This is a genomic window from Paenisporosarcina sp. (assembly GCF_049671445.1).
Taxonomy (GTDB): Bacteria; Bacillota; Bacilli; order Bacillales_A; family Planococcaceae; genus Paenisporosarcina.
Genome location: NZ_JBATUX010000027.1, coordinates 21,359 through 33,859, shown reverse-complemented (window position 1 = coordinate 33,859; position 12,501 = coordinate 21,359). Strand labels below are relative to the sequence as shown.

Sequence of the window (12,501 nt, the reverse complement as noted above, 5' to 3'; positions counted from 1 at the left end):
CATGAAAAAATCCCCCTAGTTAATCTAATTATTATTACCTGGTACTAATAATACATCACAAGAATCATTAGTGCAAAAAAATCTTTAAAAATAGTGGTCTATGATGGTTTAGCTTAGTTTCGTGGTGTTGGATCTTTATTATTCGCGGATTCGTGTCGGCTATCAGTGGATATGACTTATTTGTCCAGACTTTCAGCGGTTTTTTGTCGGCTATGAGCGGATTCGTGTCGACTATCAGCGGATTTCTGTCGACTATCAGCGAAACTGACTTTTTGCTATGTCTATCAGCGGATTCGTGTCGTCTATAAGCGGATTTTTGTCGACTATCAGCGGTTCTTTGTCGACTATCAGCGGTTCTTTGTCGTCTATCAGCGGTTTCATGTCGACTATCAGCGAAACTGACTTTTTGTCATGTCTATGAGCGGATCTCTGTCACTATGAGTGCTACTGAAAATTCCCAATTAACAAATCTTCCCCAGAAAAATAAAAAAAAGCAACAGTTCTGTATGAACTGTTGCTTCTAAACATCTTATAATTGCGTAAGGAACATGCTTGCTAACCCTAAATAAATTAAAATACTTATAATATCATTGAGTGTGGTTATGAAAGGTCCCGATGCGACAGCTGGATCGATATTCATTCGATGAATGAGGAGCGGTATGAAAGAACCTGACAATGTTGCAACAAATATGGAGCCAAAAATAGCGGTTCCGACTAATAGTCCTAATAACAAATCATGTTGAATGAAAAAGACTATTCCTACACTGAATACGGCACAAACGATACCTGTAATCAAACCCGTACCCGCTTCACGCATTAATAACTTCATTTTGCTTTGTTCGGCGATATCTCCAGTGGCGATTCCTCGAACTGCTACTGCTAGTGCCTGTGTGCCACTATTACCTGCCATTCCTGCGATTAGAGGAATAAAGACAGCTAATATCGCTACTTTATCTAATGTTTCTTCAAAAATCCCCATTAAACTTGCTGTAAACATGCCTAAAAATAATAAAATAATTAGCCATGGCAATCTTTTTTTAGCTGCGATTAGAGGTCCTTTATCAAAGGTGTCCATCTCTGACACGGCTGCTAATTTGGAGTAATCGTCATTAGCTTCTTCTTCTAATACATCTAAAATATCATCGACTGTGATGATACCAAGCAAATGATTTTCAAAATCGACAACTGGCACAGCTAAGAAATCATAATCCTTAATCATTCGAGCAACTTCTTCTTGATCTTCACTTACAGAAACACTTACCACACGCTCATTTCGAATTGAACGAATTAGCGAATCTTCATCTGCAATGATTAAATCACGCAGTGATACAACTCCTGTTAATTGATGATCATCGTTTACAACAAATAAATAATAAATAATTTCTGCTTCTGGTGCAGCATTGCGCAGAATGGTCATTGCGGATCTCACTGTCGAATTTTCAGGTATTGCAACATATTCTGTCGTCATAATTGAACCAGCAGTATATTCTTCATAGTGCAATAAATCTTTAATTTCTTGAGCAGATTCGTTATCCATAATGGTTAAATAGCTTGCCACTTGATCTTTACCAAGCTCATTTAATACATCTACTGCATCATCTGCATACATTTCGGATAACATATCAGCAGCATAGATCGTTTCCATTTCTTTTAGGAATGGTGCATATTCATCATCGTCTAACTCGATTGATTGGAAAATTTCTGCCATTTCTTTTGGAGAGAGATACTGATAGATAATTTCTCTACTCTCAGGCCCCACCTTTTCAAAAAATTGTGCCTGATCATACGGGTGAAGTGCTAAGAACTCTTCTCTAAATTCATCAAATTGATGATTATTTAAAAACCCCAGCAATTGCTCTGAATCGAGATTGTGTTCTTCGTTAGTTTTATTCTCTTCTATCATATATGCCCCCTCCTTTCTTCACATTTCTATATTTTTCATTGTATCGGGTAAACTAATGGTATCACAATATTTTATTCAAAGAGGTGGATGAATTGTCATATGATATTATCGGTGACATACATGGCTGTTACGATGAATTAATCTTATTGCTCAACAAGCTTGGCTATCAGCAAAAGCAAACAGGTGCATTCTTTCACCCACAAGGTCGTAAATTAGCATTTGTAGGAGACGCCACTGATAGGGGACCGCAATCACTCAAAGTTTTAACGTTATTATTTGCAATGGAAGATGCCAATCAATTATTTTATTCCCCGGGAAATCATTGCAATAAACTTTACCGGTTTTTGAAGGGTTCTCAAGTGCAAATCACTCATGGATTAGAAACAACAGTCGAAGAATTTAAGCAGTTACCAAAAGCTAAGCGTGAACAATTGAGAAAAAGATATATTCGTTTTTATGAAGCACTGCCTGTTTATCAACAACTCGACAACGATCAACTCATTATTGCACATGCAGGGATTCGAGAAGATATGATCGGTAAGCCTCTTCAGAAAAAAATCATCGTTTTTGTTTTATATGGTGATATTACAGGCGAAAAGCTGCCCGATGGAAGACCTCTTCGCAGAGACTGGGCCAAGCAATATAATGGCACTTCATTAATTGTATACGGTCACACTCCAACAAAAGAAGCACGTTTTAAAAATAATACAATCAATATAGACACAGGCTGTGTATTTGGAGGGAACTTGTCTGCATTGCGATACCCGGAGTTAGAAATAGTGTCTGTACCGTCTCTTCAACCCTACGTAACAGAAAAATTCCACGAGTTTGCTGATTAATTAAGCAAATTCTTCATATCTTCTGGCAATGGGCTTGTAAAGGTCATCCTTTTTCCTGTCAGTGGATGTTTGATGTCCACTGATGCACAATGAAGTGCTTGACGAGAAATCCTCTCAACACTTCCTCCATATAAATCATCTCCAATGATTGGATGACCGATATGAGCTAAATGAACGCGTATTTGATGAGTTCTTCCCGTATGAAGTAAACACTTCACGTGAGAAAAATCAGAATTGTGTCGAATGACGTCGACATCTGTATGTGCAAAAAGCCCATCTTCACGAACCTCTCGCTCAATTATGCTAGTACCTTTTCGTCCAATGGGCGCAATTATTTCCTGAGGATAATGACTAACTTTACCATGGACTATAGCTTCATATGTTTTATTCATTATATGATTATGATTCATAATATGGTGGATGTGTCGGTTTTTTACTAAACACACCAAGCCTGACGTATCCTTGTCGAGACGAGTCAAGATATGAACAGTTGAAGGAATCGACATTTGCTCATAATAATACGCAACAAAATTTGCTAATGTTCCTGACGGATGTTCACGTGAAGGAATGGTACTTTGTCCAGGTTGTTTATTCACGATGAACAACACATCATCTTCATAGACAATGTCCAATTGTCCTTTTTGACGAATTAATCCCTCACTTACTTCTTCTATAGGAAAAAGAACGGTCACTACATCCCCTTCAGTAAGTGGATGTCTGACCGTTTTTACTTGTCCATTTACAAGTAAGGTACCTCCATCAAATTTAATCGAGGTTAATGACCGTTTTGATATCCCCCATTTAGCTAAAGCTTCGCGGAGTAATATTTGCTCTGTAGCTTTAAAAGTAAGTTTAAATTGTTTACACATCGCTATCAATAAACGAATCGTGCACGCGTTTCCAAAATGGGAATGGACGGAATCTCGCAAATCGAACCTTTTCTTTTGCAACACGATATTGAATGGATTTAACGTCTTTATGTAACAATTGCAAATGATCGATCGTCACCATAAAATCAGGTGCTTTTACAGGTTTTAATACACATGTATGATGAGCAGGCAAAATTAGTGGTGCTCCCACAGTTCGGAAAACTCGATTATTAATTGATGCCATTTCTGTTAATTGCATAGCTTCTAATGAAGGATGAATGACTGCACCACCAAGTGCCTTATTGTAAGCGGTACTTCCAGATGGCGTTGACATACAAAGCCCGTCTCCACGGAATCGTTCGAAATGGCTATCATTCAGCTCTACATCCATCACTAACGTTACATCTGGGGATTTAATCGTACTTTCATTCAAAGCTAGATAGACGCTCTGCTCATCGTTATTACGATAGTTAATAGTTGCTTCAAGGAGCGGATATTGGATGACTTCAAATTCTTTTTTAGCAATCGAAATGACAAGTTTTTCGATTTCAGCAGGTTTCCAATCAGCATAAAAACCTAAATGTCCTGTGTGGATACCAACAAATGCTACTGTGGACAACTGTTCCCGGTAGCGATGGAAGGCATGGAGTAGCGTTCCATCTCCACCAATCGAAATAACGATATCAGGTGAGTCTTCATCCCACACCAATCCAAAATCCGTTAAATACGTTTTCGCTCGATCCATTAGTTCATTCGAGTGATCATCATTACGTGATTGGATAGCAAATTTCATGGATGCTTCGACCTACTTTCACTGGAATTGGTTGAGAAATTCACATTTCCACTCTCTTTATTTTCACTGAAATATTTCTGTGCTTCTTGAATTTCATCACGAATAAGTGACATTTCTTCATCTAAACGAAAAGCTGCTTCAGCAGCACTTTGCAAACGATTCTTTATTTCTTCGGGAAATAACCCCTTATATTTATAGTTCAATGAATGTTCTATTGATGCCCAAAAATTCATGGCTAATGTACGAATTTGAATTTCTACTAAAATGTTAATTTTACCGTGAAGTGTCTGAACAGGATATTCCACAATCATATGGTATGAACGATAGCCACTTGGTTTTTCCTGTGAAATATAATCACGCTCTTCTACGACTTTAATATCATGGCGACTACGTAATAACTCGACAACTGTCTCGATATCGTCCACAAACTGGCACATAATACGTAAACCTGCAATATCCTGCAACTCGTGAACCAGTCGTGTCGATGGTTCAAACGCGATACCTTTTTCAAGTGTTTTATCATAAATACTCGCTATAGGTTTCACTCGACCAGTAACAAACTCTATCGGAGAGTTTGTGTTTTCTATTTCATATAGCGCTCTCATACCTTTGAATTTAATTTTCAATTCATCTACTGCTTGTTTATAAGGCTCTAAAAATCGTTCCCATTGTCCCATGACGAGTCCCCCTTGCCCCTGCTATCGTGATTTAAGATAAAGACAGTTGCTCTTTAAATGCTTCTTCAACTGCGGTAGAAAACTCTTCGCCGTAATTATGATTACCTTCAATATTAAAAATGAGCATACTTAATTCTTCTCGGAAATTGTCGAGTTGAATTTCAGACTGTCCCCAGGTCAATACTGGTTCTTTATCTGCTTCAAGTGACGTAGCAAGTAACGGCCATACGGTTTTTGGAAACTGTACATATATATACCCATCTACAACATCCATTAAATAAACAAAAGCATGATTATCTGAATCAGTAATTAACTGACCACCTGATTGTACTTCAAGTTCTTGAGGAACTTCTTGTAATAAAAAGCGAATGTCTGAACCATTTTGGACACCACTGTCTACGATATAAGTTTTACGCAATGTAAGCTCTTCCTTTCAATCTTTACTTACCTCATATTTTATCACAGCTGCTCGTTTGTTGCAGTTTGCAATTTTTTTAGGATAATAAGAAGTAAGGCGGTGATTCACAATGAACGTACAAAAAGAAATAGAATTTAAAAACCTGTTAGAAAAAGAAGAGTTTAATGAATTATGCAATGCTTTTGGTATTTCACAACAAGACTTTCATGTCCAAACCAACACCTATTTTGATACAAAAAATCATCAGTTGCGTGATTCTCGTATGGGCTTCCGCTTGAGAGTCGTTGGCGAACGCAATGAATTAACGTTAAAAGCACCTACTGACAATGTCCATACGATGATGGAATCCACTCACTTGATTTCAGCAAATGAACGGGACGAAATTCTTTCTAAACAATCAATTAAACCTCGAGAGTTCAGCGAATTTCAGCAACTCCCCGAGCTATTGCTGGCATTTGGTTCACTTCGTACAGAACGTGCTGAAATATCCTACCAAGGTGGATTACTGGTCTTGGATCGATCGGATTATCTCGGAACTACAGACTACGAGGTTGAATATGAGGTCACTGATATCGCAAGTGGTCAACAAAGCTTTAATGAACTACTAAAAAATCACCATATTCCTAAGCGTCAGACACCTAAAAAAATTGCACGTTTCATGAAAGCAGCAGAGAGTAAATAACATATAGATAAGAGTTATGATGTACTTTCCACTTACATGTGATTGGCATTTTGATAAATTTACACGATATGGAACTTTTCCCAAAATCGATTTGTTTGAGAAAAATCCGTGAGGTTGATAGAATGGGAATACAGCGAAAGCAAAGGAGTTCAAAAGATGAACCGAAAACCTATAATTCCTTATGAGGAAATTGGTCCGGATATATTGTCGCAACTTGTTGATGCGTTTTACGAAAAAGTAGCGGCACACCCAAAGCTTAAGCCTATATTTCCAGAAGACTTGACGGAAACTGCTCGTAAACAAAAACAATTTTTGACACAATATTTAGGCGGACCAAATATATATTCACAAGAACACGGACATCCAATGTTAAGAGCAAGACATATGCCCTTCCCTATTACACCAGATAGAGCCCAAGCTTGGCTTGAGTGTATGGCTCTCGCAATGGATGAAGTTGGACTAGAGGGTAAAATTCGAGATGATTTCTATCATCGACTTGTACTAACGGCTCATCATATGACGAACCGGCCAGACCAAGAGGAGGAAATCGTGTGAATAACTTGCAGATTCCGCCCGAAGCGATCGTTTCTACGAGTTCAACAAAGCCAATTGAGCTTTACGCATTTATAGATCCAGTTTGCTCCTTAAGTTTTGACTTACAACCGATTTTAAGAAAACTACAAGTAGAATATGAACAGTATTTTACGTTACGGATTGTTCTTAGCACAAAACTTTCTACGCTCAATTCATTCTGTAAACATGAATCAATTAATGACGACGATTTTACACATCCAGCTCTTCCTTCAGTAGCGATTAAAGCGGCTGAACTTCAAGGGAAACGAGCAGGAATCCGATATCTACAAAAATTACAAGAACAGTTATTCCTAGATACTAAAAATGTTGCCACTTATTCAAGTCTATTATCCATTGCCGAACAAGCACAGTTGGATATGGAAGAATTCAAGTCTGATATTCAGTCTAAGGAAGCAACACGTGCATTTCAATGTGATCTCTATATCAGTAATGAAATGGATGTCACTGAATCTCCAAGTATGGTGTTCTTCAATGAACGAATTGAAGATGAAGGACTAAAAGTTTGTGGAGTTTATTCATACGAAGTGTATGAAAAGATTTTATCAGAGATGTTAGATATCCAGCTTAATCGTCAAGAACCTCCAACGCTTGATGAACTATTTTTACGATATCAGACATTATCCACAAAAGAAGTTGCTTCAATTTATGGCGTTACAAATTATGCGGCAGAACGCGAATTAAAGAAACGCACATTGTTACAGCAACTGGAACGTATCCCAATGGGAAACACGAATCAATGGAGACTCAAAACATATAAATAACAAAAGAACCGCCTACTCCATTGCTGGAGAGGCGGTTCTTTTTTCACAAAGGGGATGGGAGAAATGTTCACGTTCAAACAAAGGGGTGTGTGTTTGTATGTGATTTATTTCACAACTAAACGATATCATGACATAACGAATAAATCAATCTTTCACAATCTTTTTCACAAATTCGACAAAGAGTAAGCGTTTTCAGTAGCGTTTTGTTTAAATGAGTATATTCACAATGATTATATTAAAATAACAAAAGACCTTCATCCAATAAAGAATGAAGGTCAACTATTTATTTCAACAATAATTTCTCTAATTCATTTAGCTTCTCTTCAAACACTTTGCATGCTTCTTCGATTGGTGAAGCAGACGTCATATCAACGCCAGCTTTTTTCAGTACTTCAATCGGAGTATCTGAACAACCAGCTTTTAAGAATTTATTAATATAACGATCCACTGCAGGTTGGCCTTCTGATAATATTTGATTGCTCAATGCAACTGCAGCACTATATCCAGTAGAATATTGGTACACATAATAATTGTAATAGAAATGTGGAATTCGCGCCCACTCCAGACCAATTTCCTCATCTACTACCAAATCAGCACCAAAATACTTTTTATTCAAATCATAGTAAACTTCAGTTAATCTATCTGCAGTTAGAGCTTCGCCGTCTTGATCCATTTTATGAATTAAGTGTTCAAATTCAGCAAACATTGTTTGACGGAACACAGTACCACGGAATCCTTCTAACCAGTAATTTAATAAATAGATGCGTTTTTGCTCATCGTCAATCGTTTTAAGCATATATTCATTTAATAATGCTTCATTACATGTTGAAGCTACTTCTGCAACGAATATCGAGTAGTTTCCATAAACAAATGGTTGACTTGCACGTGAATAATAGCTGTGTAAACTATGGCCGAACTCATGAGCTAGAGTGAATAAATTATTGACATTATCTTGCCAGTTCATCAATACGTAAGGGTTTGTCCCATATGAACCAGAAGAATAAGCACCAGAGCGCTTCCCTTTATTCTCAACAACATCAACCCAACGATCTTCTAATCCTTTAGTGGCAATCGATACATACTCTTCACCAAGAGGAGCAAAACTCTTAAGCATGATATCTTTAGCTTCTTCATAAGGAATTTCCATTTTAGCTTCTTTTACAAGTGGCGTGTAAAGATCCCACATATGCAACTCGTCTAGTTCTAGAACTTTCTTACGAAGAGACACGTAACGATGTAATAAGTGCAAGTTTTTGTTCACTGTGTCGACTAGATTATCATATACTTGCTCTGGAATTTGATTTTCTGACATAGCAGCATGACGAGCTGATGAATAGTTTCGTACGCGCGCATTGACATTATCTCGCTTCACATTACCAGCAAGTGTCGAGGCAAATGTATTGCGGAACTTCCCGTAAGTACCGTACATTGCACGGAATGCGTCTTCGCGTACTCTGCGGTCTTCATTTTCTAAGAAGCGTGAATAACGACCGTGTGTTAGTTCTACATCATCGCCATTCTCGTCTTTTATAGTAGGGAATTCTAAATCCGCATTATTTAACATACTAAATGTTTCAGAAGAAGCGTTTGTCACTTCAGAAACTTGAGCCAACAATGCTTCTTGCTCAGCAGGTAAAACATGTGGACGCATTTCGTTAATTTCTTTAAGAACTTGTTTATATAAACCTAATTCTTCATGTTCACTAACATAACTCACTACTTTTGCTTCGTCTAACGCAAGAATTTCAGGGGTCATAAATGATAAGCCAGTTGAAACTTTTACAAGTAAATTCTTAATACGGCTATCCATCGCTTGGTAATGACTATTTGTTGTGTCTTGATCATAGCGCATGTGAGAATAAGTGTATAAACGGTAAATACGCTCTGAAACTTCATCTTTATATGCTAAAGCTTCGTATAATGCTTGAGCTCCATTGTCAAAGGTTCCTTTATAAGCTTCTGCTTTTTCAGCTAGTTCACTAACTTCTTTGTATTCACTTTCCCACGCCTCGTCACTTGAAAAAATATCCTCAAGCTTCCAAGTTAAATCTGTTGGGACTTCACTACGAGTTAAAATTTTGTTTTTTGTTTCTGTTGGCATTTGTTTTCCCCCTCGAATCGATTTGATTGAAAAATCGAATAACTACTATATTTTCTCAATTTTCACAAGGTTTTGCAACTATTTGTTGTTCAAAGTATTCAAGTAATCTCGATTCACTAATGAATATAGCTGAAATTGGCAAGTTAATATTAAAGTCTAGCATGTTAAGGAACTTACAATAGTCTTCTATTACGGTGTTGGCTTTTTCAAAATCCGTCACTTTGCATTGCGTAAGAATGAATGACTCAAGCCATTTATCAGTGATATCTAGAAAATCTATGTGATGTTGTTTAAGTGCACAAATAAGGGCAAATTGCCATTCCACCAAATGGGCTTGTATCACTTGAGAATCCTGTATTGGAAAGCCAATACATAGCGGTAAATTTTCTGGGAGAATTTTGTTTTCGTAACAGTTTTTCAAGAAACGATCCATCACACCAAATGAACTTGACCGAATACGATTTTGCAAAAATCTTAATCGTTTATTCTTAAATAGTTTCCAGTAACCTTCCCCTTCTTCTCTATTAAGTATTTTTACTTGAGCAAATGGAAAAGTTTGCTGTTCGATTGATAATGCACGAATTTTAGCTAAAAATGATGATCCACTTATATGAACCAATTGACTAAAATAATAAAAATTTGCCGTTGTTGGATCATAAGTGATAATGGTGGAGCTTGAAGAAGGCAGATTCTTGATGAAAGCTTGCATGAACTTTGACAATTTTATGATAGATATCCCCTTAGTGATGAGTTGAATGTTCTTCGGTGTTCGCAGCAACCAAATTGAGGGGATTTTCACACGCAAATAACCTGCAGTTCTTTTTTCAATATCGTCAACTGGTATGACACTACATTGGAATTCTATAGCAAAAATATTTCTTTTATTTCTCACCAATAAATCTGGTCGTTGAGAAATCTTTGGTAAATAAGCTTCAACAGATACTTTACACCCTACACGGGTAAAAAATTCTGCAAGTTGCTGCTTACCAATTAAATGGGTGGGAGATTCTTTTTCGGAAAAGGAAGTTAAACAATTAGTTAAGACAATATGTGCGAAATGGGGGGTCACGACTTTGCCAATTTTCAAGCGAAGTGGGGTTTCGCACTGAGGGCAAGTGAATTTGCTCGTGTTTCGCAATAATAGTAACTGATCTTTTGTCATACATTTTGTGATAGTAAATATTTTCTCGTTATCCTTATATGCAGTTAATATATACATTCCTCCTTTCTAGTTATTTTACGAATTTTCTGATATAAAGGCAAATAAAAAATCCTCCCCGTAAAGGGAGGATTTTAATTAAAGTATTTAAGTACATTCTCGAATACTTCATCGGCCATTATTTCTTTTCCGTATTCTCTCATGCGGTGGATAGTTACACTTGATCCATCTACATATTCAGTAAGAATACTGACCATATTTTTTATCTCTTCTTCATTCATCAGTTCAGCGTCTGCATTGACATAGAGGTAATAACGATCTTTATAAGCGAATAAAGACGTTGATACATATGAAGGTAGTTCAAGACGCTTAGCTAATGGAATTAAATCTTCAAAATCCTTCACGAAAAACGTGAATTCGTTTTGAGATTCATTTGTTTCAGTAAATAGACCACTATATTCATCATAAGATTGCTCATCTGATGAACTTTCTGACATATTAGAAAAGTATTGACCCTTTTCGTCCATTTCAAATGGGGAGTCTACTTTCTTTCCATCACGATTAATTTGTGCTCGAGTTACTGTCACTTCAAGTCCTTTATCCATCGCATGAACTTGAATCCAGAGTGGACCTTCAACTTCAAAGTCCGATTCATCATTAATTTCATCCATCATTTCCCAAAAGAGTTCTTCACTTTTATCTCGATTAAACCAAATTTCATCTCGGCTGAAGCCTCTTTTTTCAATGTCGATGTATGAAATGTAGAATTTTACTGTGTTTTCATTAATTCGTTCGATATCCATTTTACACATCTCCCTTCGATCGCTTTAAAGGGATTCCCCTTTTTACAAGCAACACTTCAAGCCGCTTACCGATACAGTGTCTGTTTCTATTGTATGACGGTCCAGAGAAAAATGAAAAGGATATGCATCTACTCTGGCAAAATACAATTTATTAGAATTGTATTAGAGAGCGCAAATTTTATCAAGCTTAAAAATGCAAAATGACTGACAATTCTTCTCGTCTTAAGTAGAAGAAGAATCAATCAGCCATTTTTAATTCGAATTTAATTAACCATACGTTGAGCTTCAAGCAATTGATAAGCTCGAACTTTTCGAGGTAAAAAACGACGAATTTCATCTTCGTTGTATCCTACTTGTAAGCGCTTCTCATCTAAAATTATAGGACGACGTAACAGTCCTGGATGTTCTTGAATTAATTCGTATAAACGTTGTAATGGTAAACTTTCAACATCTACATTTAATTTTTGGAAAATTTTAGATCGAGTAGAGATAATCTCGTCTGTTCCATCTTCCGTCATTCGTAATATTTCTTTAATTTCGCTAATACTTAGCGGTTCCGAAAAGATGTTACGCTCAGTATATGGAATGTCATGCTCTTCTAACCATGCTTTCGCTTTTCTACATGATGTACAGCTAGGAGAAGTAAACAATGTTACCATCATAGGAACACTTCCTTTCAAATGTGTAAAGAACTACAGATATATTGTAACGATTTTTTATTTAGAATAACTATTATATAGGTTGATATTTTTATTATACAACAATTTAATTCATTTTAATATAAGATATGAAGAAAAAGTCAAGTTTTTTAAAATGCGACACATTTTAGTAATAATTTTGAGTTAAAATGTATGTTTGTTGACTTTTTTATGGTTCTCATACAAATATACCCGCTAAATTAA

General features: G+C 36.5%; 13 protein-coding genes. 4 read left to right on the top strand and 9 right to left on the bottom strand.

What is annotated here, in order from left to right:
- Nucleotides 1-529: 529 nt before the first annotated feature.
- Nucleotides 530-1,903: a magnesium transporter gene (gene mgtE, locus WBG45_RS04180; protein ID WP_424412530.1), complete on the bottom strand. Its 1,374-nt coding sequence runs from the start codon at nt 1,901-1,903 to the stop codon at nt 530-532.
- Between the two features lie 92 nt (nt 1,904-1,995).
- Between mgtE and prpE the strand changes: the two genes are divergently transcribed.
- On the top strand, nt 1,996-2,742 hold the full coding sequence (prpE, locus tag WBG45_RS04175) for a bis(5'-nucleosyl)-tetraphosphatase PrpE (protein WP_424412529.1): 747 nt from the start codon (nt 1,996-1,998) through the stop codon (nt 2,740-2,742).
- Here the strand turns inward: prpE and WBG45_RS04170 are convergent.
- The 4 genes from WBG45_RS04170 to WBG45_RS04155 are packed head-to-tail and all read right to left on the bottom strand — an operon-like array spanning nt 2,739 to nt 5,499.
- A complete protein-coding gene (locus tag WBG45_RS04170) occupies nt 2,739-3,611 on the bottom strand; it encodes an RluA family pseudouridine synthase (protein ID WP_424412528.1) in 873 nt (290 codons plus the stop codon). The two genes, prpE and WBG45_RS04170, sit on opposite strands and share 4 nt — an antisense overlap.
- On the bottom strand, nt 3,604-4,404 hold the full coding sequence (locus tag WBG45_RS04165; protein WP_424412527.1) for an NAD kinase: 801 nt from the start codon (nt 4,402-4,404) through the stop codon (nt 3,604-3,606). The genes WBG45_RS04170 and WBG45_RS04165 overlap by 8 nt, the downstream gene beginning before the upstream one ends.
- A complete protein-coding gene (locus WBG45_RS04160; RefSeq protein WP_024535269.1) occupies nt 4,401-5,081 on the bottom strand; it encodes a GTP pyrophosphokinase in 681 nt (226 codons plus the stop codon). Before WBG45_RS04160 ends, WBG45_RS04165 begins: the two co-directional genes overlap by 4 nt.
- 31 nt (nt 5,082-5,112) lie before the next feature.
- A complete protein-coding gene (locus WBG45_RS04155; protein ID WP_424412526.1) occupies nt 5,113-5,499 on the bottom strand; it encodes a hypothetical protein in 387 nt (128 codons plus the stop codon).
- 109 nt (nt 5,500-5,608) lie between these two features.
- Between WBG45_RS04155 and WBG45_RS04150 the strand changes: the two genes are divergently transcribed.
- The 3 genes from WBG45_RS04150 to WBG45_RS04140 all read left to right on the top strand — a co-directional run bounded on the left by WBG45_RS04150 (nt 5,609) and on the right by WBG45_RS04140 (nt 7,536).
- Entirely contained in the window at nt 5,609-6,181 is a 573-nt protein-coding gene (locus WBG45_RS04150; RefSeq protein ID WP_424412525.1) for a CYTH domain-containing protein, read from the top strand.
- Nucleotides 6,182-6,337: 156 nt separating this feature from the next.
- Nucleotides 6,338-6,736 carry a globin gene (locus WBG45_RS04145; protein ID WP_424412524.1) on the top strand — a complete coding sequence of 133 codons (399 nt, stop codon included), beginning with the start codon at nt 6,338-6,340 and terminating at the stop codon, nt 6,734-6,736.
- The gene (locus WBG45_RS04140) at nt 6,733-7,536 is read left to right on the top strand and encodes a ClpXP adapter SpxH family protein (protein WP_424412523.1); all 804 of its coding nucleotides are present in this window, start codon (nt 6,733-6,735) and stop codon (nt 7,534-7,536) included. Before WBG45_RS04145 ends, WBG45_RS04140 begins: the two co-directional genes overlap by 4 nt.
- A 283-nt stretch (nt 7,537-7,819) precedes the next feature.
- Here WBG45_RS04140 and pepF read toward each other — a convergent pair whose 3' ends face one another.
- From pepF to spxA, 4 genes are all read right to left on the bottom strand, one after another.
- A complete protein-coding gene (pepF, locus tag WBG45_RS04135; RefSeq protein ID WP_424412522.1) occupies nt 7,820-9,637 on the bottom strand; it encodes an oligoendopeptidase F in 1,818 nt (605 codons plus the stop codon).
- A gap of 55 nt (nt 9,638-9,692) precedes the next feature.
- A complete protein-coding gene (locus WBG45_RS04130; RefSeq protein WP_424412521.1) occupies nt 9,693-10,856 on the bottom strand; it encodes a competence protein CoiA in 1,164 nt (387 codons plus the stop codon).
- A gap of 74 nt (nt 10,857-10,930) precedes the next feature.
- Nucleotides 10,931-11,599: an adaptor protein MecA gene (gene mecA, locus WBG45_RS04125; protein ID WP_024535276.1), complete on the bottom strand. Its 669-nt coding sequence runs from the start codon at nt 11,597-11,599 to the stop codon at nt 10,931-10,933.
- Between the two features lie 263 nt (nt 11,600-11,862).
- Nucleotides 11,863-12,258: a transcriptional regulator SpxA gene (gene spxA, locus WBG45_RS04120; RefSeq protein WP_162920212.1), complete on the bottom strand. Its 396-nt coding sequence runs from the start codon at nt 12,256-12,258 to the stop codon at nt 11,863-11,865.
- Nucleotides 12,259-12,501 lie beyond the last annotated feature (243 nt).

Coding starts and splice junctions, on each gene's coding strand:
- WBG45_RS04170 (WP_424412528.1), bottom strand. CDS start 3,611: ATGTGTAAACAATTTAAACTTACTTTTAAAGCTACAGAGCAAATATTA.
- spxA (WP_162920212.1), bottom strand. CDS start 12,258: ATGGTAACATTGTTTACTTCTCCTAGCTGTACATCATGTAGAAAAGCG.
- WBG45_RS04165 (WP_424412527.1), bottom strand. CDS start 4,404: ATGAAATTTGCTATCCAATCACGTAATGATGATCACTCGAATGAACTA.
- mgtE (WP_424412530.1), bottom strand. CDS start 1,903: ATGATAGAAGAGAATAAAACTAACGAAGAACACAATCTCGATTCAGAG.
- pepF (WP_424412522.1), bottom strand. CDS start 9,637: ATGCCAACAGAAACAAAAAACAAAATTTTAACTCGTAGTGAAGTCCCA.
- WBG45_RS04150 (WP_424412525.1), top strand. CDS start 5,609: ATGAACGTACAAAAAGAAATAGAATTTAAAAACCTGTTAGAAAAAGAA.
- WBG45_RS04145 (WP_424412524.1), top strand. CDS start 6,338: ATGAACCGAAAACCTATAATTCCTTATGAGGAAATTGGTCCGGATATA.
- WBG45_RS04130 (WP_424412521.1), bottom strand. CDS start 10,856: ATGTATATATTAACTGCATATAAGGATAACGAGAAAATATTTACTATC.
- WBG45_RS04160 (WP_024535269.1), bottom strand. CDS start 5,081: ATGGGACAATGGGAACGATTTTTAGAGCCTTATAAACAAGCAGTAGAT.
- mecA (WP_024535276.1), bottom strand. CDS start 11,599: ATGGATATCGAACGAATTAATGAAAACACAGTAAAATTCTACATTTCA.